This window comes from Vibrio aquaticus (assembly GCF_003970385.1).
In the GTDB taxonomy this organism is placed as follows: domain Bacteria; phylum Pseudomonadota; class Gammaproteobacteria; order Enterobacterales; family Vibrionaceae; genus Vibrio; species Vibrio aquaticus.
In genome coordinates this window covers 46,679-70,131 of sequence record NZ_RXZH01000013.1, presented here as the reverse complement: position 1 = coordinate 70,131, position 23,453 = coordinate 46,679, and the positions used below count along the sequence as shown (strand labels likewise).

21 protein-coding genes and 1 tRNA gene are annotated in these 23,453 nt (G+C 46.2%); 12 read left to right on the top strand and 10 right to left on the bottom strand.

Features of this window, described 5'->3' with window-relative positions; translation table 11 throughout:
• Positions 1–71 precede the first annotated feature (71 nt).
• Together EJ063_RS18765 and EJ063_RS18760 are read left to right on the top strand one after the other, a co-directional pair.
• A tRNA-Asp gene (locus tag EJ063_RS18765) sits at positions 72–148 on the top strand.
• Positions 149–343: 195 nt separating this feature from the next.
• On the top strand, positions 344–1,822 hold the full coding sequence (locus EJ063_RS18760) for a sensor domain-containing diguanylate cyclase (protein ID WP_439333295.1): 1,479 nt from the start codon (positions 344–346) through the stop codon (positions 1,820–1,822).
• A gap of 41 nt (positions 1,823–1,863) precedes the next feature.
• Here EJ063_RS18760 and glpX read toward each other — a convergent pair whose 3' ends face one another.
• Positions 1,864–2,871, bottom strand: a complete 1,008-nt coding sequence (glpX, locus tag EJ063_RS18755; protein WP_126575830.1) for a class II fructose-bisphosphatase — start codon at positions 2,869–2,871, stop codon at positions 1,864–1,866.
• Positions 2,872–3,182: 311 nt separating this feature from the next.
• On the opposite strand from glpX, the gene zapB reads away from it, so the two are divergent.
• Positions 3,183–3,425, top strand: coding sequence for a cell division protein ZapB (gene zapB / locus EJ063_RS18750; protein ID WP_126575829.1), 243 nt, complete (start codon positions 3,183–3,185; stop codon positions 3,423–3,425).
• A gap of 117 nt (positions 3,426–3,542) precedes the next feature.
• Here zapB and metF read toward each other — a convergent pair whose 3' ends face one another.
• The 3 genes from metF to EJ063_RS18735 all read right to left on the bottom strand — a co-directional run bounded on the left by metF (position 3,543) and on the right by EJ063_RS18735 (position 8,222).
• Positions 3,543–4,433: a methylenetetrahydrofolate reductase gene (gene metF / locus EJ063_RS18745; protein ID WP_126575828.1), complete on the bottom strand. Its 891-nt coding sequence runs from the start codon at positions 4,431–4,433 to the stop codon at positions 3,543–3,545.
• A gap of 211 nt (positions 4,434–4,644) precedes the next feature.
• Positions 4,645–7,056: a bifunctional aspartate kinase/homoserine dehydrogenase II gene (locus tag EJ063_RS18740; protein WP_126575827.1), complete on the bottom strand. Its 2,412-nt coding sequence runs from the start codon at positions 7,054–7,056 to the stop codon at positions 4,645–4,647.
• Complete coding sequence (locus EJ063_RS18735; RefSeq protein ID WP_126575826.1) at positions 7,056–8,222, bottom strand: O-succinylhomoserine (thiol)-lyase; 1,167 nt, start codon at positions 8,220–8,222, stop codon at positions 7,056–7,058. Before EJ063_RS18735 ends, EJ063_RS18740 begins: the two co-directional genes overlap by 1 nt.
• Positions 8,223–8,441: 219 nt before the next feature.
• Here EJ063_RS18735 and metJ point away from each other — a divergent pair, with 219 nt between their 5' ends.
• Positions 8,442–8,762 (top strand): met regulon transcriptional regulator MetJ, encoded by a 321-nt coding sequence (metJ, locus tag EJ063_RS18730; RefSeq protein ID WP_004415993.1) that lies wholly within the window; start codon positions 8,442–8,444, stop codon positions 8,760–8,762.
• 102 nt (positions 8,763–8,864) lie between these two features.
• Here the strand turns inward: metJ and EJ063_RS18725 are convergent, their stop codons facing one another.
• Positions 8,865–10,142: a malic enzyme-like NAD(P)-binding protein gene (locus EJ063_RS18725; RefSeq protein ID WP_126575825.1), complete on the bottom strand. Its 1,278-nt coding sequence runs from the start codon at positions 10,140–10,142 to the stop codon at positions 8,865–8,867.
• 269 nt (positions 10,143–10,411) lie between these two features.
• Positions 10,412–10,630: a 50S ribosomal protein L31 gene (rpmE, locus tag EJ063_RS18720; RefSeq protein ID WP_006963341.1), complete on the bottom strand. Its 219-nt coding sequence runs from the start codon at positions 10,628–10,630 to the stop codon at positions 10,412–10,414.
• Between the two features lie 282 nt (positions 10,631–10,912).
• Here rpmE and priA point away from each other — a divergent pair, with 282 nt between their 5' ends.
• The 5 genes from priA (at position 10,913) to hslU (ending at position 17,193) form a co-directional block, all read left to right on the top strand.
• Complete coding sequence (priA, locus tag EJ063_RS18715; RefSeq protein ID WP_126575824.1) at positions 10,913–13,114, top strand: primosomal protein N'; 2,202 nt, start codon at positions 10,913–10,915, stop codon at positions 13,112–13,114.
• Between the two features lie 351 nt (positions 13,115–13,465).
• On the top strand, positions 13,466–14,473 hold the full coding sequence (gene cytR / locus EJ063_RS18710) for a DNA-binding transcriptional regulator CytR (protein WP_126575823.1): 1,008 nt from the start codon (positions 13,466–13,468) through the stop codon (positions 14,471–14,473).
• A gap of 114 nt (positions 14,474–14,587) precedes the next feature.
• On the top strand, positions 14,588–15,136 hold the full coding sequence (gene ftsN, locus EJ063_RS18705) for a cell division protein FtsN (RefSeq protein ID WP_126575822.1): 549 nt from the start codon (positions 14,588–14,590) through the stop codon (positions 15,134–15,136).
• Between the two features lie 128 nt (positions 15,137–15,264).
• Positions 15,265–15,807, top strand: coding sequence for an ATP-dependent protease subunit HslV (hslV, locus tag EJ063_RS18700; protein ID WP_126575821.1), 543 nt, complete (start codon positions 15,265–15,267; stop codon positions 15,805–15,807).
• Between the two features lie 51 nt (positions 15,808–15,858).
• Positions 15,859–17,193 (top strand): ATP-dependent protease ATPase subunit HslU, encoded by a 1,335-nt coding sequence (gene hslU, locus EJ063_RS18695; protein WP_126575820.1) that lies wholly within the window; start codon positions 15,859–15,861, stop codon positions 17,191–17,193.
• Between the two features lie 63 nt (positions 17,194–17,256).
• Here the strand turns inward: hslU and frdD are convergent, their stop codons facing one another.
• The 4 genes from frdD to frdA are packed head-to-tail and all read right to left on the bottom strand — an operon-like array spanning position 17,257 to position 20,613.
• The gene (frdD, locus tag EJ063_RS18690) at positions 17,257–17,634 is read right to left on the bottom strand and encodes a fumarate reductase subunit FrdD (RefSeq protein ID WP_126575819.1); all 378 of its coding nucleotides are present in this window, start codon (positions 17,632–17,634) and stop codon (positions 17,257–17,259) included.
• Between the two features lie 12 nt (positions 17,635–17,646).
• Complete coding sequence (gene frdC / locus EJ063_RS18685; RefSeq protein WP_126575818.1) at positions 17,647–18,030, bottom strand: fumarate reductase subunit FrdC; 384 nt, start codon at positions 18,028–18,030, stop codon at positions 17,647–17,649.
• Between the two features lies 1 nt (position 18,031).
• Complete coding sequence (locus tag EJ063_RS18680; protein ID WP_126575817.1) at positions 18,032–18,796, bottom strand: succinate dehydrogenase/fumarate reductase iron-sulfur subunit; 765 nt, start codon at positions 18,794–18,796, stop codon at positions 18,032–18,034.
• The gene (frdA, locus tag EJ063_RS18675) at positions 18,796–20,613 is read right to left on the bottom strand and encodes a fumarate reductase (quinol) flavoprotein subunit (protein WP_126575816.1); all 1,818 of its coding nucleotides are present in this window, start codon (positions 20,611–20,613) and stop codon (positions 18,796–18,798) included. Before frdA ends, EJ063_RS18680 begins: the two co-directional genes overlap by 1 nt.
• Before the next feature lie 415 nt (positions 20,614–21,028).
• On the opposite strand from frdA, the gene epmA reads away from it, so the two are divergent.
• The 3 genes from epmA to secB all read left to right on the top strand — a co-directional run bounded on the left by epmA (position 21,029) and on the right by secB (position 23,349).
• Positions 21,029–22,000: an elongation factor P--(R)-beta-lysine ligase gene (gene epmA, locus EJ063_RS18670; RefSeq protein ID WP_126575815.1), complete on the top strand. Its 972-nt coding sequence runs from the start codon at positions 21,029–21,031 to the stop codon at positions 21,998–22,000.
• Between the two features lie 288 nt (positions 22,001–22,288).
• Positions 22,289–22,723: a rhodanese-like domain-containing protein gene (locus EJ063_RS18665; RefSeq protein ID WP_126575814.1), complete on the top strand. Its 435-nt coding sequence runs from the start codon at positions 22,289–22,291 to the stop codon at positions 22,721–22,723.
• A 158-nt stretch (positions 22,724–22,881) separates the two neighbouring features.
• A complete protein-coding gene (gene secB / locus EJ063_RS18660; RefSeq protein WP_126575813.1) occupies positions 22,882–23,349 on the top strand; it encodes a protein-export chaperone SecB in 468 nt (155 codons plus the stop codon).
• The last annotated feature ends 104 nt before the right edge of the window (positions 23,350–23,453 follow it).

Here is a 23,453-nt window from a genome sequence, read left to right as displayed (position 1 = left end):
CCCCATGTGAGAGTAGGACATCGCCAGGCTTTAAATTATGGAACCATGCCTAAGGGCATGTTTACCACTGCGGAGTGGTAGTTCAGTTGGTTAGAATACCGGCCTGTCACGCCGGGGGTCGCGGGTTCGAGTCCCGTCCACTCCGCCATTATATTAGAAGCCCTGCTAGAAATAGCAGGGCTTTTTCGTATACGAAAAACCAATAGCCCAGCCTGATGGTTGGGTTTTGTCGTTTTTACTCCCCCTTTAGCTCCGCTTCGTAAGCACCTCCGGGATGAATACTAATAGCAAAAGTATGTCATTCTGTTAATATGTGGCCTCTTCTCAATATAGTGAAAATACAGTGACATCAACTAGTGAGATAGGACTTAAAAAAGCTTTTGCATGGATAACAGTTGCCTTTCTTCTGTTTATAGCATTATTAATATTTGACTCAGCCGACGACTCTAAATCTGAATATCTTCAAGAGAAGCAGAGAGTAGAACAGTCTTTGGAAGAGCTGACTCAGGTAATCAATGCGCTTGAATACAACATTACAGCGTTATATCCACTGCATAACGAAGAGTATGTCCTACCTCATACCATCAACTTAACCGGTAATACTTGTAACTTTGGTGGTATTAGTAATGACGGTGAAGACTATGATTTCCTTTTTTCAGGGCCTGTCGAGATGTGTGCTCCTGACTCGCCACTGTATCAGGAAGCTTATCGCCGTCTTTTTATCGCTCCGTCAATGGCTTATTTTTCTAAGTCAATTGATCAGATCTCTTCTATTTATTTCTTGTCGAAAGACAAATTCATCATCTCATCACCTAAAGAGTTCGCCCAGTCGATTAAAGGCGACACATTTGATAGCGTTGTGATGAATCGTCCTTATTGGGTCAAGACTGTGCGTAATGGCCTCAGCCAACAAAGAAATCGGATTATATATACCGGTGAATACGAAGACTATTTGACGGGCCTTAAAGTGGTTACAATTACTAAGGGCGTTTATGTAAATGATGAATTTAAGGGCGTACTTGCTATAGATGCTTACTTAGATAGCCTGATCGCGAATACTAGTTCTGGCTATCAACTCTCTTCTCAGCCAGGCCCAAATCTACGTGATTTAGTCAGTTTTACGTTCTCGGAGCCCGTTACAATACAAGAGCAGTTTTCTGGCCTATACCTCAATGTAGACGAGCCTAAACGCATACACATCATCCATATTATTAATCATGAGCAGAGTCAGCTAATGGTACTTCTGCTCTTCTACGCTTTATCTATAGGGGCTATCTGGTATCGTTATACACAAGCGACACAAGGTACCTTACGCGAACTTGCTATGCGTGACCCTCTAACTAGCTTGAGTAACCGAAGAGGCTTTGAAGAGCGCCTTAAAGATAAAGAGGAGCTTAGATATATAGGTATTGGAGTCTTCGATATCGATGATTTCAAAGGTGTTAACGATGAATATGGCCATGAGGTGGGCGATCAAGTCATTTGTCATATTGGAGCGTTGATTACCGATAGTTTACGCCAATGCGACATCGTTGCGCGTTTTGGGGGAGAAGAGTTTGTTGTTGCTGTTTCGGGCGAGTCGGACGAACTTATCTCATCAATCTTTGAGCGAATTCAGCGAGATGTGAGTCTTCAAGGCTTTAGGATGAAAAATGGTGAAAAGATTCAAATAACGGTGTCCGGGGGGATTCACATCTACGCGGCTCACTTGTTTGAAAACTTACGCCACCTATGGGCTACGCAGGGAATCCGTAAAGCAGATGAAGCGTTATACACCGCGAAATCAACGGGTAAGAATAAAGTCTGTATCAGTTCGGATTAGAAAAAAGGTCAGTGATTACTGACCTTTTTCTATCAATTCAATTAAAGAATAATTTCTCTAACTTCTGGATCTTTACGCTCTAGATAGTGCGTAGATTTGATTCGACGGATGGTTCGGCAACGTCCACGAATTAGTAGGGTTTCAGTCGTCGCAATATTGCCTTGGCGTGAAATACCTTCTAGAAGGTCACCTTTAGTAATGCCTGTCGCAGAGAAGACAACGTTATCGCTGCGTGCCATATCTTCCATCTTAAGCACGACGTTCGCTTTTACACCCATCTCTTCACAACGCTTTAGCTCAGCAGCACCATAGATACGGTTCTCTTCGCTGTCGCCTTTTACTTCGTGGCGAGGAAGTAATTGACCATGCATGTCACCGTCTAGTGCGCGAATCACAGCAGCTGATACTACACCTTCAGGAGCGCCACCAATACAATACATGACGTCTACTTCACTGTCTGGCATACAAGTTAGAATAGAGGCAGCTACGTCGCCATCTGGGACAGCAAAAACGCGAATACCCATAGATTGCATTTCAGCGATAACTTTATCGTGACGAGGCTTTGCTAGCGTTACTACAACGAGAGTGTCGAGGGTCTTGTTGAGGGCATTCGCGATATTTTCTAGGTTCTCTTTCAATGGCTTGTTTAGATCGATACATCCTTTTGCACCAGGACCAACAACCAGTTTTTCCATGTACATGTCAGGTGCTTTTAGGAAGCTGCCTTTTTCACCTGCGGCTAAAACGGCGAGTGCGTTTGATTGTCCCATTGCAGTCATACGCGTGCCTTCAATCGGGTCAACAGCAATATCTACTGCGTCACCACCGACACCTACTGTTTCGCCGATGTACAGCATAGGAGCATCATCGATCTCGCCTTCACCAATCACGATCTCTCCACTGATCTCTGTTTTGTTCAGTAGGGTGCGCATTACTTCCACTGCTGCACCATCAGCGGCATTCTTGTCGCCTCGACCAAGCCACTTATAACCAGCGAGTGCTGCGCCTTCGGTAACTCGAGAAAATGCCATTGCTAAATCGCGTTTCATGATGACTCCAAAATTAAAAGGAAAGAGAATAATAAAAACGGCAGGATTCTATCATACCAAGAAGGAAACGTTTGCTTTTTTCATTAAACGACCATTGAACTGCATCAATCTAGTGAGTTAAATTGTGTATCGAACAATGCCAGCTCTCTAGATGTAAGGTGATTGTCAATTTGCGCTGTTTTTTTAACCGAATGGCGAAAATATTAAATATAGGGAGTGTTTATCAGCTCTCGGCTGAGTAGAATGGAACAAAATGGTTTTAGGCTCGCTTGTGACCAAAACCTTCTCCAGATCAATATAGGTAGGCTAAGATGTCTTTTGAAGTACTAGAACAACTAGAAGCAAAAATCCAAACCGCAGTAGATACAATTGCCCTTCTACAAATGGAAGTTGAAGAGCTAAAAGAAGAGAAAGAACAATTAGCGACAGAAGCTAATGAGCTGCGTTCAAACCGTGAAGAGCTTGAGCAAAAAGCTCAGCAGATGCAACAAGAGCACTCTGCATGGCAAGAGCGCATCCGCAACCTACTAGGTAAGATGGACGAAGTAGAATAATCATCTACTTTGCTTAAGATTCAAAAAGGCTGAGCATATGTGCTCAGCCTTTTTATTATCGACTCAAGAAAAATGGCCGCTGGGATGAGCGGCCATTTTTTGTATTGTTTCAACGCATTACGCTTTAGGGCGAACACCTAACGTGTGACATAGAGCGTAAGTCATTTCTGCACGGTTCAACGTGTAGAAATGGAAGTCTTTCACGCCTTCGCGGCTAAGTGTACGTACCATATCGATAGCTTGGCTAGCACCTACTAGCTGACGCGTTGTTGGATCGTCATCGAGCCCTTCAAACTGCTGTGCCATCCAACCAGGGACTTTTACATTGTTCATCGCAGCAAAGCGTGAAGCTTGCTTGAAGTTTGATACAGGCAGGATACCCGGTACGATTTCGACATCGATACCTGCCGCCACGCTGCGGTCGCGGAAACGCAGGTAGCTCTCAACATCAAAGAAGAACTGAGTGATTGCGCGATTTGCACCCGCATCTACTTTACGCTTCAGGTTAAGTAGGTCTGCTTGGGCGCTTTTTGCTTCTGGGTGCACTTCAGGGAAAGCCGCAACCGAGATATCAAAGTCATGACGCTCTTTAAGCAGTGTTACCAGGTCTGAGGCGTACATATCTGGAGCGCCGCCACCTGGTGGAATATCGCCTCGTAGTGCAACGATGCTTTGGATACCATTGGCCCAATAGTCATCCGCGATCTGAATTAACTCTTCTCGTGAGGCATCGATACAGGTGAGGTGAGGGGCCGCAACAAGACCCGTTTGATCTTTGATTTCTTTGATAATGGAATGAGTTCTATCACGTTCACCAGAGTTCGCACCGTAAGTCACAGAGACAAACTTTGGTTGAAGTGTTTTAAGGCGGTGTACAGAGTTCCACAGCGTCTCTTCCATCTTCTCACTGCTTGGTGGAAAAAACTCAAATGACACGTTGATATTGTCAGACAATTCAGCGATATTCTGATTTAAAGCGTCTATATGACTGGCGTGCGTGTATCCCATCTTACTCTCCCTGTGGCCATCAGTGCCGAAACTCTAAAAATTCCAAATTGACGTTTAGACGTCTATATGTCTACAGAATGTATTGAATACGATTTAATGTCAACCGTACCATTATGAATTTTTTTCAAGTTTATTATGAGGTGAGTTCAAGTTGGTGGGATTGGGACTTGAAGAGGAAGATGGCGCAGAATCTCTCTGCGCCATTAGTTTACTATAGTTGGCTTGAAAGCAGGTTAAGATCGGATTGAATCGCTCCTGCTGTGACTTCTCGGCCAGCGCCAGGGCCACGAATCACAAGTGGGTTGTCTTTATACCATTTACTCTCGATGGCAAAGATGTTGTCACACGGCAATAAGTTCGCGAGTGCGTGTTCTTTGTTGAGGGCTTCAACACCAACCGTTGCGCTGCCGTTCTTTTCTAATCGAGCGACATAACGTAATACGCGGTCTTCTCGTTGTGCTTTCTCTAGACGTTCGGCCAAGCGCTCACTCAAGATATGAGACTTATCTAGGAAGTCATCTAAGTTGAGGTCAGCTAGCTCTTGAGGTACTAAACTTTCTACTTTCACCGCTTCAGGCTCGATCGCTAAACCGGACTCACGAGCCAAAATAACAAGTTTACGCATCACATCAGAACCATCAAGGTCACTGCGTGGGTCGGGCTCTGTCAGGCCTTGCTGCCATGCAAGATCAACCAATTCAGCAAAAGGAACACTGCCATCATATTGCTGGAATAGCCAAGACAGCGTGCCTGAGAAGATACCTGATAGCGCAATGATATCATCACCGCTTTCACGTAAATCACGCACCGTGTGGTTGATAGGCAGACCTGCGCCTACCGTTGCATTGTATAACCAATGGCGATTGATCTTAGCGAACGCATCTTGCACTTGGTGGTAGTACTCACTTGATGCTGAACCCGCTACTTTGTTTGCTGAGATTAGGTGCATGCCTTGCTCGGCAATTTCTAAATAACGCTCTGCCAGAGTTTTACTCGCCGTCACATCCAGAACGACGACATCATCATAGCCTTGAATTGCACCCAAACGTTTAATCCAGTCACTGTCTGTATGAGGGATCGCTTCTTCATCAAAGTGAGCAGTAACCTTGGCGGCCTCGATACCATTTGAATCAAACCAATACGTTTGACTATCAACGACAGCAACGAGGTCAAAGCTCATACCGTGACGCTTTTCTAATTCGTTCTTTTGCTCTGTAAACAGCTCAAGCCAGCTCGAACCAATATTGCCTTTACCACACAGTGCGATAGCGACGTGCTTTTGAGCTTGGAAAAGCTGGCTATGAATCGATTTGACCAGTGGCTTGGTGTCGGTTTTACGTAACACTGCAACCAGGCTTAAACGAGAAAGAGACTCTGAAATGAACTCTATCGGTGCGTTTTTTAATTGTTGGTAGAAGCCGTAGCAGTGGTTAGCATTGGTGGTGACGCCGGCGCCAACCGCAGCAACCATCGAATACCCTTCTTTGAGCTTAATTTCTGCTTCAATCGCGGCATCTTGTAGATGTTCTAGTGCACCACCGGCAATTTCGGCCGTGTAGGCTAAACGTAGACAATATTGATCAGGTTGAGATTCATAAGTGAGTGGCTCTAGCTGCGCTCGTTTGAGGCTGCTTAGCACGTCATTTTCTACGCGTTGGAAATCATGACCCGATGCGAAGCTCAGTTCTATCAATAACACTTCATCGAGCGAAGAGATGATTTTTGCTCCGCGCCCTGATGCGAGGACTCGTTCAATACGCGTAGAGCCTGATTCAGGTTGGTAGCTACAGCGCAGGCTCAAATCCATTGCACTTTGTGCCACAGGTTGGAGTGTACGACTGTGTAATACAGGTGCAGCAAGTCGAGCCAGTTCGCTAGCTTCATCTAAGCGAAGCAGTGGTAGCAAGCAAGCGTCAGAGACAAGGCGAGGGTCTGCGCTGTATACACCCGCCACATCGCTCCAAATTGTCACACGCTCTGCTTCTGCTAACGCACCAATGACTGTCGCTGAATAGTCTGAACCATTACGTCCAAGTAGCACGGTATGGCCCTGAGCATCTTGCGCCATGAAGCCAGTGATTACGATACGATGGTGAGAGTGTTGAGCTAAGACTTCTTTTATCAGCGGATAAGAGGCACCAAAGTCGACTTCTGGTTGAGTACCAGCTTCTGCACGTAGAAATGCTCTTGCATCTTGTGCAACGGCGGCCAGTTCACTTTGGGAAAGCAGTGCGGCGAGTAGCCGAGAAGACCACACTTCGCCATGTCCTAACACCGCTGCTTTCTCTGCTTCTGTTAGAGGAGCAGTAAGCTCGCCTAAAGTGCTAAACTCATCGCTGAGTGTGGCGATGAGCGTTTGTTTCTCATCCCCCTCTATAAGGGCTTCAATCAGCTCAAGCTGGAATTGGCGTAAGCTTTGTAGCTCTTCATGAGCAATACGACCATCTTTGCTTAACCCGTCTAAAAAGGCGATTAAGCGATTGGTGGTTTTACCTGCTGCAGAAACGACAATTAGGTCATTATCGCTCGAGTATTCTTTCAAGATGCCCACAACACGGCGGTAGCATTCTGGGTCAGCCAGACTGCTTCCACCAAATTTATGCAATTGACGCACAATCGACATTAGAACGCCTCCTTGGCTTGAGCAAAGGCTTGTTCTAGGTCTTGAATAAGATCATCGGCATCTTCTAAGCCAACAGATAAACGCAGTAATTGTTGTGAAACGCCAGCTTCAGCAAGGGCTTCTTCACCCATAGCACGGTGTGTCATGGAAGCAGGGTGACAAATCAGGCTTTCAACACCACCAAGAGATTCCGCCAGCGAGAACAGATCCAACTTACCAACAAAATATTTCAGTTGTTCAAAGCTACCGGCGAACTCAAAGCTGAGCATTGAACCAAATCCCGACTGCTGTTTTTTCGCGATTTCATGTCCTGGGTGATCAGGTAGGCTTGGGTGATAGATGTTGCCTACCAACTCTTGAGTCTGTAAGAAATCCAGAATCTTCGCTGAGCTCTCTTCATGCACTTTCATGCGCGCGCCTAACGTACGAATGCCGCGCAGTGTCATATAGCTATCAAATGGTGTGCCTGTCGCACCAATACAGTTGCCCCACCATGCGAGCTCTTCAGCGTGCTCTTCAGACTTGGTGATCACAACACCGCCAATCACATCTGAGTGACCATTGATGTATTTGGTTGTGGAGTGAATAACGAAGTCAGCACCGAGCTCTAAAGGCTTTTGGAACACAGGTGTCAAAAAGGTGTTGTCGACAGCGACTAGCGCACCGACTTGTTTCGCTTTCTCACACACTTTGGCAATATCAACCACGCGTACGAGGGGGTTTGATGGTGTTTCTAATAGAATCAACTTCGGCTTCTTGGCGATAGCGGCATCGAACGCTTGCTCATCCGATTGGTCAACAAACTCAACCTTGAAGTCACCTTTATTCGCGCGTGTGTTAAACAGTCGGTAAGAGCCACCATAGCAGTCGTGAGGCGCAACAATGAGGTCATCTGGGCCAAGGAAAGCGGAAGCCCAAAGGTTCAGGGCCGATGTCCCACAGTTGGTAACGACAGCACCTTTACCAGACTCAAGCTCAAACAGAGCCGTTTCTAGCAAACCACGGTTTGGGTTTCCTGAGCGGGTGTAGTCATATTTAGGTACTTCCCCAAAAGCTGGGAAGCCATAGTTGGTCGATAGGTAGATTGGTGGAACAACTGCGTGATGCTGAGTGTCAGACTCGATACCAGTACGTACCGCGATTGTGGCTGGTTTGCGGGTGCTCATAAGTGTTTCCTTTCGAACTTTAGTGACTTCTTTTAGGGAATACGCTATACCTGTTGGTTGTTAGATATATGTTATTCCAACTCCATATCTGTTCACTTTACTTGCCAAAAGTGTGGCCGTCAACACTTCTAGACGTCTATATGTCTTTGCTTGTGGCCATAAATGCCGCTAAAATTACGGATTCTCAAATTAATCACAACGAATAATAAAAGGTGCGCAATGGCAGACTGGAATGGCGAATACATTAGCCCATATGCTGAACATGGAAAGAAAAGCGAACAAGTAAAGAAGATAACTGTATCTATTCCATTGAAAGTATTGAAGGTCTTAACTGATGAGCGTACTCGCCGTCAGATTAATAATCTGCGCCACGCAACGAACAGTGAGCTACTGTGTGAAGCATTTTTGCATGCTTATACAGGGCAACCATTGCCAACGGATGAAGACTTACGTAAAGATCGCCCAGATGATATTCCTGCAGAAGTGAAAAAACTGATGACAGAAATGGGCATAGAGTTCGAAGCGTTTGACGAAGAATAATAAAAACGACAAGCACCTCGTTTTTTCGCTGAGAGCCGACTAAAGATACAAAAAAACCGCTGTGTAGCCACAGCGGTTTTTTATTGGGTCTAATCTGGTGGATTAGCTTTCCATGTAGTTTTCTGGCATCTCGATGCGCGCAACACCTGAATCAACAGCGGCTTGTGCAACTGCTTTTGCAACACGTGGAAGTAGGCGAGAATCCATTGGTTTCGGAATGATGTAACCAGGACCAAATGACAAAGCGTCGACACCGGCAGCGGTTAGTACTTCAGCAGGTACTTCTTCTTTCGCTAGTTGGCGGATCGCATCAACAGCCGCTAGCTTCATTTCATCGTTAATTTCGCTTGCACGTACGTCTAATGCACCACGGAAGATGAATGGGAAACACAGCACGTTGTTTACTTGGTTAGGGTAGTCAGAGCGACCTGTACCCATAATTAAGTCATCGCGCACTTCATAGGCCAGTTCCGGTTTGATTTCTGGATCTGGGTTTGAACACGCAAATACCACTGGCTTGTCGGCCATCAGTTTCAATGCTTCTGGTGCGAGTAGGTTAGGGCCAGAAACGCCAAGGAATAGGTCAGCACCTTCAATCACATCTTCAAGCGTGCGCTTATCTGTGTTGTTTGCGAATAGCTGTTTGTATTCGTTTAGATCTTCACGACGAGTGTGGATAACACCCTTACGGTCAAGCATGTAGATCTTTTCACGCATTGCGCCACACTTGATCAGAAGCTCCATACAAGCTACCGCTGCTGCACCTGCACCTAAACAAACGATGGTCGCTTCTTCAAGCTTCTTACCTTGAAGTTCAATCGCATTAAGCATACCTGCAGCCGTTACGATAGCCGTACCGTGCTGGTCATCGTGGAATACAGGAACATCACAACGCTCAATCAGCTGCTTTTCAATTTCAAAACAGTCTGGGGCTTTGATGTCTTCAAGGTTAATACCACCAAAGGTATCGGCAATGTTAGCTACCGTATCAACGAACTCTTCGATCGTGCGGTGTTTCACTTCAATATCAATCGAGTCTAGGCCAGCAAAACGTTTGAATAGAAGAGATTTCCCTTCCATTACTGGTTTTGATGCTAGAGGGCCTAAGTTACCCAAGCCAAGAATCGCTGTGCCGTTAGAGATAACCGCAACCATATTTCCTTTAGAAGTGTACTTGTAGACGTTATCGGCGTTCTGCGCGATTTCACGTACAGGTTCTGCCACGCCCGGGCTGTAGGCTAGCGCTAGATCTTTCGCTGTTTCAGCAGGGGTCGTTAGTGCGACAGCAATTTTGCCTGGGGTAGGGTAAGCATGGTAATCCAATGCTTGCTGGCGAAACTGTTCTTCAGGAGATAATTCTTGGCGATTGTCATCTGACATGGGTGTAGGTACTCATTAATAATAATATGGAAAGGGGAAATCCATTCTAGAGTAACTAAGTCAAGCTGCAAAGGTCAGAATGCGACCCATCGCGCCAAAAGATCGGAAATAACTGGTGATAAGACCAGATGAAAAGAGATATGGCTGGCAAATATCGGTTTGCTAAAAATAATTCCCTACAATGATAGGGTTACTTCGAAGCGCAAAGAAAAATAGAGGCAACAAAAAAGGACGCCTGAGCGTCCTTTTTAGATTCGGCTAAGCAGAAATTACTTCTTGCTTGATAGAGCACCGAAACGCTTGTTAAAGCGATCAACACGGCCGCCTGTATCTACGATACGTTGCTTACCAGTGTAGAATGGGTGACATTTGTCACATACGTCTAGGTGGATTGACTCTTTAGTTAGAGTTGAGTTGAACTCAAAAGAGTTGCCACAAGAACAAGTTGCTTTAACAGCTTTGTATTCTGGGTGGATACCAGCTTTCATGGGATAACCTCAATAATGGGCCGTGTCGCTATCCGATTCTAATGCCGGACACCACACGTAGTTAAAAAATAGTAGTTAGGGATACCGCTGCCATAGGCGAGCCATATCTCTAAGGCGCGATATAGTAATGAATACGTGACTCAGGATCAACCGATTTGACAATAAAGTTGCTACTTTTTTAGCCGCTGTTCTCGTTCTGTACGATAGAGCCTCTCTTTCCACTGACGGGCTTTTCCCTTAGACTAGTTCTTCTCTCCTTCCAGCGAGCTATAAAGCCAAACTATGCGACCTTTGATTGCCCGAGTAGCACTGCCAGTGCCACTGGATAAACAGTTTGATTATCAGATCCCTAGCCATCTATTTCCTATTGTTGGTGGGCGAGTTTCTGTGCCTTTCGGTCGTCAAACTTTGGTGGGTATCGTGACATCATTTTCAAATGAGTCCGAGTTTGGCTTCGATAAGCTCAAGCCGATAAAACAAGTGCTCGATAGCCAGCCTGTCTGGCCAGAAAAGCTCTATGGCTTATTGCTATGGTGCAGCCAGTTCTATCAATACCCTTTGGGCGATACCTTATTGAATGCAATGCCGAGTGCGCTGCGTAAAGGCAAACCGGCGGATTTTGCAACGCTGGTGGAGTGGCGATTGACCATAACGGGTCGTGATCAGCTGATGCAAGGCTTTGGGCGGGCGATTAAGCAAGAAAAAGTGATGCGAATGTTGGAGCCAGGAGCGGTATCGCACCAACGCTTTATTGATGAAGAAGTCTCGTCTTCAGTGTTAAAAACGCTCGCAGAAAAAGGTTGGATAGAATCCGTTGAAACCAAGCCGGTTATTCGAGATTGGCGTCAGCATGTTGAAGCCAACGTGGACAAGCCTAAGCTAAACGCCGAGCAAGCTATTGCTATCGCAACGGTTAACAGTGGCGAAGGGTTTGGCTGTTATTTGTTGGAAGGGGTCACGGGGTCAGGCAAAACGGAAGTGTACCTGAACCTCATCAAGCCGGTATTAGAGCAAGGCAAGCAAGCTTTAGTGCTGGTACCTGAGATCGGCCTTACCCCACAAACCATTAATCGCTTTAGAAAACGCTTTGATGTACCGGTTGAGGTGATTCACTCTGGCTTAAATGATACAGAGCGCCTTAATGCGTGGCTCTCTGCACGAGATAATGCCTGTGGTATTGTGATTGGCACTCGTTCTGCACTGCTCACTCCGTTTAATGACCTTGGTATCATCATTGTCGATGAAGAGCATGATGCCTCTTATAAGCAACAAGACAGTCTTCGCTATCACGCTCGTGATGTGGCAGTGATGCGAGCCAACAAAGAGCAAATCCCGATTGTATTGGGTTCAGCGACACCTGCCCTTGAAACACTGCACAATGCCTTAGCAGGCAAATATCACCACCTTGTTCTCTCATCTCGTGCTGGGAACGCAACGCCAACCACGAATAAAGTGCTTGATGTCAAAGGCCTGTATTTAGAGAGCGGCTTATCGGCTCCACTGATTGCTGAAATGCGTAAGCACCTTGAGGCGGGCAATCAGGTGATGTTATTTTTGAATCGTCGTGGTTTCTCGCCAGCCTTAATGTGTCATGAGTGTGGCTGGATTGCCGAATGTAAACGCTGTGATGCTTATTACACTTACCATCAATACAGTAACGAAATTCGCTGCCACCACTGCGGTTCTCAGCAACCGATCATTCACCAATGCCAAGGGTGTGGTTCAACGCACTTGGTGACGGTCGGTGTCGGTACTGAACAACTAGAAAAGCAACTTGCAGAGCTTTTCCCAGAATATAAGACCATTCGAATTGACCGAGACAGTACTCGTCGTAAAGGCAGCTTAGAGAGCGCTTTAGGCGCGATTCGCAATGGTGAATACCAAATTCTTATTGGTACGCAAATGCTGGCGAAAGGTCACCACTTTCCAGATGTTACGCTGGTGGCTTTATTGGATGTCGACGGTTCGCTCTACAGTAGTGATTTCCGTGCATCGGAACGCTTGGCTCAGCTGTTTATTCAGGTGGCTGGGCGAGCAGGTCGCGCAAGTAAACCAGGTGAAGTGGTATTACAAACCCACCATCCTGAACACAGTTTGTTGCAAGCTCTACTGACGAAGAGTTATCGCCATTTTGCTGACACAGCATTAGAAGAACGTAAACTGGCCCAGTTACCGCCATACAGCTTTTTGACTCTGTTTAGAGCAGAGGCGAACCAATCAGAAGTGGTGGAAGAGTTCCTTCGACAGGTTCGTCATACATTAGAGTTTCATCCTCTCTTTGATGATTACTGTCTGGTATTAGGGCCAACGCCGGCCCCTTTAGCCAAGCGAGCAGGGAAGTATCGTTGGCAACTCTTATTGCAAACGCAAAGTCGCCCTACGATGCAAAAACTGTTGTCGAGTGCTAAGCCGGTGATTCAGATGTTGCCTCATGCGAAAAAGGTGCGTTGGACGCTGGATATCGAACCGCAAGATTTAAGCTAACTGGATCATTTGCTCGCTTCTTTCTTTTCTAAACGCCACATCCTTGGCTTTGATGGCGGTCAATATGCAGACTTTTTTCATTTATTTGTGATTGAGATCTCTATTTGGCTGCCTGTTTTGTTAAATCTCCCGTAACTTTACTCGTTGAAATGAATACACTAGGTGATGTGCAAGTCGCTTAATTTAGACGATTGTTTTGAAGTTAAACGTTTGCGCGCAGAAGATAATAGAGAAGATAGGCCAATAGCCTACACAACATCCAATTGTCCTACTTGGTCGATACGATGCAATTCATTAGGTTTAGGTGGCAATAGGCTACTAAATTAGGAAATTTAAGAGGGTTAAGAAGATATGGCGACAATGAAGGATGTTGCCCAGCTTGCGGGAGTTTCAACAGCGACGGTTTCACGTGCGCTTATGAATCCAGAAAAAGTCTCATCAGCAACACGGAAAAGAGTTGAAGATGCGGTTCTAGAAGCTGGTTATTCACCTAACTCACTTGCGCGCAACTTGCGTCGTAATGAGTCCAAAACAATCATCGCAATCATTCCAGATATTTGTGACCCATACTATACCGAGATCATTCGTGGTATCGAAGATGCTGCGATGGAGCATGGCTACATTGTTCTACTTGGTGATAGTGGTCAGCAGAAAAAACGTGAGAGCTCATTCGTAAACTTAGTGTTTACCAAACAAGCCGATGGCATGTTACTGCTTGGGACTGACTTACCATTTGATGTGAGCAAGCCGGAACAAAAGAATTTGCCGCCAATGGTGATGGCGTGTGAATTCGCACCAGAGCTTGAGCTTCCTACTGTCCATATCGATAACCTCACTTCGGCCTTTGAAGCGGTTAACTACCTAACCCAAATGGGCCACAAACGAGTTGCACAAATTTCAGGGCCAGAGTCAGCGGCATTATGTCAGTTCCGTCATCAAGGTTACCAACAGGCGTTGCGTCGTGCTGGGATCACCATGACGACGAGTTACTGCACCTATGGTGACTTCTCGTTTGAGTCTGGTGCAAAAGCGATTCGTCAATTGTTAGCGTTACCTGAGCCACCAACAGCGGTGTTCTCACACAATGACGCAATGGCTATTGGTGCTATTCAAGAAGCGAAAAAGCTCGGTTTACGCGTTCCTCAAGACCTTTCGGTTGTGGGCTTCGATGATATTCATTTCGCCCAGTACTGCGATCCACCGCTGACGACGATCTCTCAGCCTCGTTACGAAATTGGCCGCCAGGCTATGCTAATGATGCTAGAACTGCTGCGTGGGCATGATGTTCGAGCGGGGTCTCGACTCCTGGAAACCAACTTGGTTGTCAGAGAAAGTGCAGCTCCCCCAAGAGTGCTATAAACAGGACTTTTAAGCGGCGCAATCTGATGCGCCGCTTCCATTTCTACTCTGTTATCTCTAGGCATTCTGGATTAACATAGCGACAGTAGTAACCAATTTAATTGATGTTTAGTTGTGGCAAATAGAGATTACGTAAAAAGAGGCCGTGGCGGGAATAACCGCAAGCCAGCCAAGAAGAAAAATTCACCTCGCCGCAAACCTTGGCGCAGTGGACTGCTTGCCGTGTTGTTGGTGAGCCTTTTTGGGTATGGCCTATATTTGCTTAGCACTGACCCTGAGCCGCCTGCGCCTGTGGCAGAGCCTGTAAAACCGAAGCCAAAGCCTAAACCTCAAGCGAAATTACCTCCACCACCAGAAGAAAAATGGGATTACGTGGAAAGCTTGCCAAGCCGTGAAGTGGAAGTGAAAGCGAAAGAGCAAGTGGTGTCAGAGATCCCATATATCATGCAGTGTGGCGCTTACAAAAATGCTCAGCAGGCAGAAGCTCGCAAGCTGGATATTGCCTTCCAAGGTATCAACAGCAAAATTCGCAAGAAAGAGGGCAGCAGCTGGTACCGAGTGGTGCTAGGGCCATATAAATTTAAGCGAGATGCCGAGCGTGATAAGCACAAATTGCAACGAGCGAAAATTGAGCCGTGTGCGATTTGGAAAGAAACGCAATAAGAACAACAAAACGAACCTTTCGGGGTTCGTTTTTCGTTTCTATCTCTGCTCTATTCCCTTGAATTCCTCTATCCATAACCTCATATAGTTTTTAACACTGAGATTAAAACAACTATGAGGCCCTACTCGTGACTACCATTGTATCTGTACGTCGTAATAACAAAGTCGTCATCGCTGGTGATGGACAAGTCTCTCTGGGTAACACAGTAATGAAGGGCAATGCGCGCAAAGTGCGTCGCCTTTACAACAACAAAGTTCTAGCAGGCTTTGCTGGTGGTACGGCTGATGCTTTCACTCTATTTGAAAAGTTTGAGAGCAAGCTGCAAATGCACCAAGGCCACCTAACGAAGGCCGCAGTAGAGTTAGCGAAAGATTGGCGTAGTGACCGAGCGCTACGCAAGCTTGAAGCACTATTAGCCGTAGCTGATGAAACGGCATCACTGATCATCACGGGTAACGGTGATGTTGTTCAACCAGAGAACGATCTGATTGCGATTGGTTCAGGTGGTAACTTTGCTCAAGCGGCAGCAACCGCACTGCTTGAAAATACCGAATTGGATGCACGTGAAGTTGCAGAAAAATCACTGAAAATTGCTGGTGATATCTGTGTGTTCACTAACCATCATCACACTATCGAAGAACTAGAAATCCCAGCTACTCAATCTGAGTAATAAAGCTGAATAAGCAAAGATAGTGCTAAGAGAATTTAAGGAAAATTGATTATGTCTGAAATGACACCTCGCGAAATTGTTCATGAGCTTAACCGCCACATCATTGGCCAAGAAAATGCAAAGCGTTCGGTAGCGATCGCGCTACGTAACCGCTGGCGCCGTATGCAGCTTGAAGAGAGCTTGCGTGTAGAAGTGACACCAAAGAACATCCTAATGATTGGTCCTACGGGTGTGGGTAAAACGGAGATTGCTCGTCGTCTAGCTAAACTAGCGAATGCACCTTTCATTAAGGTAGAAGCGACTAAGTTTACGGAAGTGGGCTACGTAGGTAAGGAAGTGGAAACCATCATCCGTGACCTGACAGACGTTGCGATTAAAATGACTCATCAGCAGGCGATGGAAAAAGTGAAATTCCGCGCGGAAGAGCAAGCTGAAGAGCGTATCTTAGACGCGCTACTTCCACCTGCTCGTGATGCTTGGGGGCAAAACGAACAGCAAGATGAAAGCGCATCGAATACTCGCCAAATCTTCCGTAAGAAATTACGTGAAGGCAAATTAGACGACAAAGAGATCGAAATTGATGTTGCTGCGCCGCAAATGGGCGTGGAAATCATGGCGCCTCCTGGGATGGAAGAGATGACCAACCAGCTACAAGGCATGTTCCAAAACTTAGCTGGTGACACCAAGAAGAAGCGCAAGCTGAAAATCAAAGAAGCGTTTAAAGCACTGACTGAAGAAGAAGCGGCGAAGCTGGTCAATCAAGAAGAGCTCAAAGAGCAGGCGATCTTTAACGTTGAAAACAACGGCATCGTATTCATCGATGAGATCGACAAGATTTGTAAGCGTGGTGAAAGCTCTGGCCCTGACGTATCTCGTGAAGGTGTTCAGCGCGATCTTCTACCTTTGATTGAAGGTAGCACAGTGTCGACTAAGCACGGCATGGTGAAAACAGACCACATCTTGTTTGTTGCGTCTGGTGCATTCCAAGTCGCGAAACCATCGGATTTAATCCCTGAACTGCAAGGCCGTCTGCCAATTCGTGTTGAGCTAGAAGCGCTATCAAGCAATGATTTCAAACGTATTCTGACTGAGCCAAAAGCGTCTCTGACTGAGCAGTACGTTGCTTTGATGAAGACAGAAGACGTCGACGTTGAGTTCACAGAAGACGGTATTACTCAAATCGCAGAAGCAGCATGGACAGTCAACGAAACCACTGAAAACATCGGTGCTCGTCGTCTGCATACTGTTATGGAGCGTTTGATGGATGAGATCTCATTCGAAGCGACAGACAAAGCGGGCGCTAAGTTGACTATCGATGCCGAGTACGTGAGAGCGAAACTAGGCGATACGATTGAAGATGAAGATCTAAGCCGCTTCATTCTGTAGGTTTGCACAGAAACGAAAAAGCCCGCTCATCAACTGAGCGGGCTTTGTTTTATCTATCGTTGATTAAATCATGAAGATAAAAACAACAGCCAATGCAGAGATTAAACCTGCAAAAGCATAACAAGCTATTTTACCTACGAGACCCGTGTGAAACTTAAGGTCATGCATACCATGGTGAACACGGTGCATGGCATGCCACATTGGCAATGCTAGCGTACCAATGATAAACAAGGCACCAATGATGCTGGTGGCAAACTCAGACACACGTTCGTAGCTAAGCGCTTCTGCGTTAATCACGCCCAGTGGCGCGAGCACGCCAAGCACTAAGATAGTGATTGGTGTGATCATCGCAAACCAAGTACCGCCAGCGCCAAATAGGCCCCACCAGATTGGCTCATCAGAACGTTTCGGAGCTCTATCTACAGAATAATTCGGTTTCATAGTCATAGCTCCTTAAACAACGACAAGCACAATCAGTGAAATAAATGCCACGGCAGCCCACTGAGTAAGAACAATGATTTTCTTATCTACTGGCTTACCTTTAAGGCGAATTGGCATTACTTGAGGCATCATGCTGAAGAAAGTTTGTGCATGCAGCAGGCTACCAAGTAGCGCAACGATGTTAATCGCAATCACAACTGGGTTGGCCATAAAGCCTAACCAAGTTTGCCAAGCTTCTGGGCCTTTCACTAAAGAACCTAAACCGAACGTTAGGAATAGAGTGAATAGGATCAGTGGCAGTACCGTTGCTTCACGCAGCATGTAGAAGCGGTAAAACGGATGGTTCTTCCACCAAGTACGTTTAACTTCACGAACGTAAGGTTTACGGTTACTCATCTTACGCCTCCTCTGCAGTTTTTGTTGGTGTGCCATCAGGCTTGAACATTGAGATAACGAAGTCCATTGAAGACTCAACTTTACCTTGGTTTACTGCCGCTGCTGGGTCTACGTTCTTCGGACAAACGTCAGAACAGTAACCAACGAACGTACAACCCCAAGCGCCGTTTTCACCATTGATCAGTGACATACGCTCAGCTTTACCGTTATCACGGCTATCTAAGTTGTAGCGGTGAGCAAGCGTCAGAGCAGCAGGGCCGATAAACTCAGGGTTCAAGCCGAACTGTGGACATGCCGCGTAACACAAACCACAGTTGATACAGCCAGCGAACTGTTTGTATTTCGCCATCTGCTCAGGTGTTTGCAGGTTTGCACCATCTTCAGGTTTACGGTCGTTACCAATAATGTAAGGCTTGATCGCTTCTAGGCGCTCGATAAACGGCGTCATATCAACGATTAAGTCTTTCTCAATTGGGAAGTTTGCTAGTGGCTCGATCTTCACGCCATTTGGGTAATCACGTAAGAAGCTCTTACACGCCAGTTTTGGTACGCCGTTAACCATGATGCCGCACGAACCACAGATCGCCATACGACAAGACCAACGGTAAGACAGGTCTTTGTCTAGGTTATCTTTGATGTAGCCAAGCGCGTCAAGCGTTGACATGGTTTCATCAAACGGCACTTCGAAGGCTTGAAAATGTGGCTCTGCGTCTTTCTCTGGGTCATAACGTAGAACTTCTATTTTTTGGATGCGATTCGCTGACATTATGCTTGCTCCTCTGCTTTCTTCTCTGCCGCTTTCGCCGCTTCTTCGGCTGCTGCTTTCTCTGCCGCTTCACCGTATAGACGCGCTTTAGGTTGCGACTTAGTGATCTTCACATTGCTGTAGTCGATACTTGGTGCTGAATCTTCTTTGAAGAAGGCCAGAGAGTGTTTCAGGAAGTTCACGTCATCACGCTCAGTGCAGTTGTCATCAAGACGTTGGTGCGCACCACGAGACTCTTTACGTAGAATCGCAGAGTGAACCATCGCTTCAGCAACTTCTAAGCCATAACCCACTTCGATAGCGTAAAGAAGGTCAGTGTTGAAGACTTTACCTTTGTCTTTGATGCTGATCTTTTTGTAACGTGCTTTTAGTTCAGTGATCTTATCGATCGTTGCTTGCATCAGATCTTCTTGGCGGTAGATACCACAACCCGCTTCCATGGTGTGACCCATTTCAGTGCGGATATCAGCCCAGTTTTCATCACCTTCTTGGTTCATCAGTGCAGCGATGCGTGCTTCAACTGCTTTCACTTGAGCCGCGATTGACTCTTCGTTCCAGCCTTTAAATTCTGCTACGCGTTTCACGGCTTGTTCACCTGCTACGCGGCCAAATACTACGAACTCAGCCAGCGAGTTAGAACCGAGACGGTTAGCACCGTGAAGGCCAACAGAAGCACACTCACCGACAGCGAATAGACCTTTAATGCGTGTTTCACATTCACCGTTAGTTTCAATACCACCCATGGTGTAGTGAACCGTTGGACGAATTGGAATCGGCTCTTTTGCAGGGTCAACGTTTACGTACGCTTTTGCAAGTTCACAGATAAACGGTAGACGCTCTTGCAGGTACTCTTCACCTAGGTGGCGAAGGTCTAGATGCACCACGTCACCAAGAGGGTGCTTAATGGTGTTGCCTTTCTGCTGTTCGTGCCAGAAAGCTTGGGAAACTTTGTCACGTGGACCCAGTTCCATGTATTTGTTTTTCGGCTCGCCCACTGGTGTTTCAGGGCCCATGCCGTAGTCTTGTAGGTAACGGTAGCCGTTCTTGTTGACGATGATACCGCCTTCACCACGACAACCTTCAGTCATCAAGATGCCGGTACCAGGAAGACCCGTTGGGTGATATTGAACGAACTCCATATCGCGTAGAGGCACACCATGACGGTAAGCCATCGCCATGCCGTCACCCGTTACGATACCGCCGTTAGTGTTGCAGTGGTAAACACGACCTGCACCACCCGTTGCCAATACAACTGATTTTGCTTTGATGGTAACTAATTCACCTTCTGACATGTGGATCGCGATCAGGCCTTGGACCTCACCTTCATCAACAAGCAGATCCACTACAAAGTACTCATCAAAACGTTTGATGTTGTCGTACTTCATTGACGTCTGGAATAGGGTGTGAAGCATGTGGAAGCCAGTTTTATCGGCAGCGAACCAAGTACGCTCGACTTTCATACCACCGAAACGGCGCACGTTCACTTCACCGTTTTCTTTACGGCTCCATGGACAGCCCCACTGTTCCATCTGAATCATTTCACGAGTAGCATTCTCTACGAAGTACTCAACCACATCCTGTTCACAAAGCCAGTCACCACCGCCAACGGTATCGTTGAAATGGTTGTCTAGGCTATCTTCATCCTTGATAACTGCTGCTGAACCGCCTTCCGCTGCAACTGTATGAGAACGCATTGGATAAACTTTAGAAATTAGAGCAACTTCTAAGTCAGGGTTTGCTTCAGCTGCTGCAATAGCAGTGCGAAGACCAGCGCCGCCTGCGCCGATCACTGCGATATCTGTGGTGATAATTTGCACAGTTATCCTCCAGTGTGAAATTGCGGAATTGTCCGCTTGTTATAATAAAAATGGGGAACACCCCAAAAGTGGTAGGGTTAGTGTAGAAGAGCTAATTTTTCGAAAAATTGATTTATTTAGGTTTTTGCTCCGGTAATGCATCAAAGAGCATAAAATTTATAGGTTATGTGACTGCAATCACGGCAAGGAATGATTCGTTCCAAAGTGCTCAGCTTGGATTGTTAAGTCGCTGTTAAGGCCTATTAGCCGCATTGATATTAAACTGAGTAAAGGATGTTTTTTGTACTGTGTAACGTAGAATGCTTGCTTCAATAAGGACGGCATTACGGGCTTTAGTCAGAGGGAGAATTCCGCTAGGCAAATGCCCGCAAACTTGATATTTTTCCCGCCAGTTTAAGAGATGAGATTTTCAAATATGACGAGTCATTGGAAGCCAACCGCATCGGTTGAACAGCTTCGTCAACGTGCCGATATTATGGCGACAATCCGCCAGTTCTTTGCACAGCGTGATGTGTTGGAAGTCGACACACCAGCCATGAGCCATGCCACAGTGACAGACATTCACCTACATACCTTTCAAACTGAGTTTGTCGGCCCAGGGTATGCGGATGGCAGTAAGCTGTACTTTATGACTAGCCCTGAGTTTCACATGAAGCGCCTACTTGCCGCTGGCAGCGGTTGTATTTATCAGATTAACAAAGCGTTTCGTAATGAAGAGAATGGCCGCTATCACAACCCAGAGTTCACCATGCTTGAATGGTATCGAGTTGGATTCGACCACCACGCGTTGATGGATGAAATGAACCAACTTTTGCAACTCGTACTTGAATGTAACGAGGCTGAGCGTATGACGTATCAGCAAGCGTTTATTAATGTGCTTGGAGTGTGTCCGCTTGAAGGTTCGATGGACGAGTTGAAAGTGGTAGCGGGTACGCTTGGGTTAAGTGATATCGCTGAGCCTGAAGAAGATCGCGATACCTTATTGCAGTTGCTCTTTAGCATAGGCATAGAAGGCAAAATAGGTCAGCAAAGCCCAGCGTTTGTGTATGACTTTCCTGCTTCTCAAGCTGCGCTAGCGAAGATGAACCAAGCTGACCCGCGAGTCGCGGATCGTTTCGAGGTGTACTTTAAAGGGATTGAGTTGGCGAACGGTTTCCACGAGCTTGATAACCCACAAGAGCAATTGAAACGTTTTGAATCAGACAATGCGAAACGTATCGAGATGGGATTATCTCCTCAACCGATCGATCATCACCTTATTGCCGCGTTAGAATCAGGACTACCAGAATGTGCAGGGGTCGCATTGGGCATTGATCGCTTAATTATGTTGGCGATCGGTTGTGATCATATCGATCAAGTCACGGCGTTTCCGTTTCCAAGAGCCTAGAGAAATGTGTAATAGATTCCTATTCTGTGTGTAATTGACTCGCTTAGGCATCTTATCCTCGCTATACTTCGAGACTGAATTTTTAGCCTAGAGCCGCAATTCCCTTCATATTTGAAGCGACAGCGTTGTTGACGGCGTCAATTCACCGGATCGCCGGGCCGCCCTAATCACATAGAAGGTCTATGCTAGTAGGGGCGAATTGACTTGTCGCCTAGCTGTAGCTCCAACTATTTTGGGCATTCAACCTTTTATTGGAAGCTGCGGTTCTATCATCAAAGAGCACAGGACATGCAAGAGTACATCGCATTTTTTCAAGAGAACATGATTCTATCTGTGGTTTGGGCCGGTCTTGTTATCGCCTTAATCATGAACATCGTTAAGTCTTCTACAGCGGCTTATAAAGAGATCACCGCGGCGCAAACAACACAACTTATGAACCGTGAAAACGGTGTTGTGGTTGATATCCGTAGTAAAGATGAGTTCCGCAAAGGTCACATTACCGATGCAGTTCACATTTTGCCGTCAGATATTAAAGCGGGTAACTTCGGTAGCCTTGAAAACCATAAATCAGACCCAATCATTGTGGTATGTAAGACTGGTCAAACGGCTCAAGAGAGTGCGAACCTTCTTGCAAAAGCAGGCTTTGAAAACGTGAGCTTGCTGAAAAGCGGTTTGATTGCTTGGAGCGAAGCAAACATGCCTTTAGTTAAAGGCAAAAAGTAACTCCGACACTGAATACCCAAAACGCTGATTGAAAAATCGGCGTTTGTTTTAGAGAGATGTGAGAAGTTCCACGAATTTCACCTCAAGCCTAGTCATGGCAACGTCTCTCGGTTAGTCTCAAGTCAGACTATTCATCGCAGGATTAAAGGATTTTTAAAATGGCTGAAGCAGCACCACAACAAGAAGCACAAAACTTCGCAATTCAACGTATCTTCCTAAAAGACGTCTCTTTTGAAGCGCCTAACTCTCCAGACATGTTCCAAAAAGAATGGAACCCAGATGTTAAACTGGATCTAGATACGCAAAGCCGTGAACTAGGCGAAGGTGTATACGAAGTGGTTCTTCGCCTGACTGTGACTGTTAAGAATGCAGAAGAAACAGCATTCCTATGTGAAGTTCAGCAAGGTGGTATTTTCACAGCAGATAAGATGGAAGCAGGTCAACTAGCACATTGTCTAGGTGCATTCTGCCCGAACATCCTATTCCCATACGCTCGTGAGACTATCTCAAGTCTAGTGGTTAAAGGTACGTTCCCACAACTAAACCTAGCACCAGTTAACTTTGATGCTCTGTTTATGAACTACCTACAGCAGCAAGCGCAGGAAGAAGGCCAAGCTGAAGCGTAATTAATTTCCTCTGACACACAGAGGAACGGTATAAAATGCACAGAGTGTCCCAATGCGGCGCGATGTGCATTTTTTGTTTTAACTCTATAGCTAGGACTTTATGA

Bases quoted from the DNA above. Each gene is read 5' to 3' on its own strand.
- zapB (WP_126575829.1), top strand. From the start codon at position 3,183: ATGTCTTTTGAAGTACTAGAACAACTAGAAGCAAAAATCCAAACCGCA.
- metJ (WP_004415993.1), top strand. From the start codon at position 8,442: ATGGCAGACTGGAATGGCGAATACATTAGCCCATATGCTGAACATGGA.
- hslU (WP_126575820.1), top strand. From the start codon at position 15,859: ATGTCTGAAATGACACCTCGCGAAATTGTTCATGAGCTTAACCGCCAC.
- metF (WP_126575828.1), bottom strand. From the start codon at position 4,433: ATGGGATACACGCACGCCAGTCATATAGACGCTTTAAATCAGAATATC.
- EJ063_RS18740 (WP_126575827.1), bottom strand. From the start codon at position 7,056: ATGTCGATTGTGCGTCAATTGCATAAATTTGGTGGAAGCAGTCTGGCT.
- priA (WP_126575824.1), top strand. From the start codon at position 10,913: ATGCGACCTTTGATTGCCCGAGTAGCACTGCCAGTGCCACTGGATAAA.
- EJ063_RS18725 (WP_126575825.1), bottom strand. From the start codon at position 10,142: ATGTCAGATGACAATCGCCAAGAATTATCTCCTGAAGAACAGTTTCGC.
- EJ063_RS18665 (WP_126575814.1), top strand. From the start codon at position 22,289: ATGCAAGAGTACATCGCATTTTTTCAAGAGAACATGATTCTATCTGTG.
- frdD (WP_126575819.1), bottom strand. From the start codon at position 17,634: ATGAAACCGAATTATTCTGTAGATAGAGCTCCGAAACGTTCTGATGAG.
- cytR (WP_126575823.1), top strand. From the start codon at position 13,466: ATGGCGACAATGAAGGATGTTGCCCAGCTTGCGGGAGTTTCAACAGCG.
- rpmE (WP_006963341.1), bottom strand. From the start codon at position 10,630: ATGAAAGCTGGTATCCACCCAGAATACAAAGCTGTTAAAGCAACTTGT.
- EJ063_RS18680 (WP_126575817.1), bottom strand. From the start codon at position 18,796: ATGTCAGCGAATCGCATCCAAAAAATAGAAGTTCTACGTTATGACCCA.
- secB (WP_126575813.1), top strand. From the start codon at position 22,882: ATGGCTGAAGCAGCACCACAACAAGAAGCACAAAACTTCGCAATTCAA.
- frdC (WP_126575818.1), bottom strand. From the start codon at position 18,030: ATGAGTAACCGTAAACCTTACGTTCGTGAAGTTAAACGTACTTGGTGG.
- glpX (WP_126575830.1), bottom strand. From the start codon at position 2,871: ATGAAACGCGATTTAGCAATGGCATTTTCTCGAGTTACCGAAGGCGCA.
- epmA (WP_126575815.1), top strand. From the start codon at position 21,029: ATGACGAGTCATTGGAAGCCAACCGCATCGGTTGAACAGCTTCGTCAA.
- EJ063_RS18735 (WP_126575826.1), bottom strand. From the start codon at position 8,222: ATGAGCACCCGCAAACCAGCCACAATCGCGGTACGTACTGGTATCGAG.